General features: G+C 43.9%; 1 protein-coding gene. It reads left to right on the top strand.

What is annotated here, in order from left to right:
• Positions 1-547 (top strand): ImcF-related family protein (locus R7Z49_RS27010; RefSeq protein WP_318112745.1); only part of this gene is annotated, 547 nt, incomplete at both ends.

The raw sequence follows: 547 nt of genomic DNA, 5'->3' as shown, positions 1-547 counted from the left end.
CAAATTCGATTGATTTAGGAACCCTAGATCTGCAACGAGCTGTGGGTTTTGAGGTTAGCAATGTGTTCAACACACCAATCGATAGCGAACGCTTGATCGTAGATAAGATCTATACCTCCACTGGCTTTAGCACTTTTTATCGACCACGCGTGGACCTAATGTCACAACAAGTCATCAGTGACAACTGGGTTTTAGGTCTGTCACAACACGTTATTCCTACTAGTGAAGAACAAGAAGCCTTCAAAGAGGAAGTACGTAAAAAATATACTGACGACTACATCAGTAATTGGCGCAATGCGCTGAGTGAACTAAAAGTCCAGAACTATGACAATGTCGGCGATCTAACGAACGCGATAGACTTAATCTCGGGCCCTTCTTCACCAATGACAACCGTACTGAAGCAGGTCTATGCCAACACACAATTTTCACCCGTTGGTGAAAAAAATGCTCTGATTTCAAAGCTAGACCCGAAACTCGTGGCAGCGGCAGACTCCGCATCAGACGTAGTAGAGGAAGTAGTTAAGCCTGATTACTTGTTAATGAAACG

Origin of the sequence: Vibrio sp. 1562 (assembly GCF_033340155.1) — a bacterium.
In the GTDB taxonomy this organism is placed as follows: domain Bacteria; phylum Pseudomonadota; class Gammaproteobacteria; order Enterobacterales; family Vibrionaceae; genus Vibrio; species Vibrio alginolyticus.
This window is presented reverse-complemented; position numbering and strand designations above follow the sequence as displayed.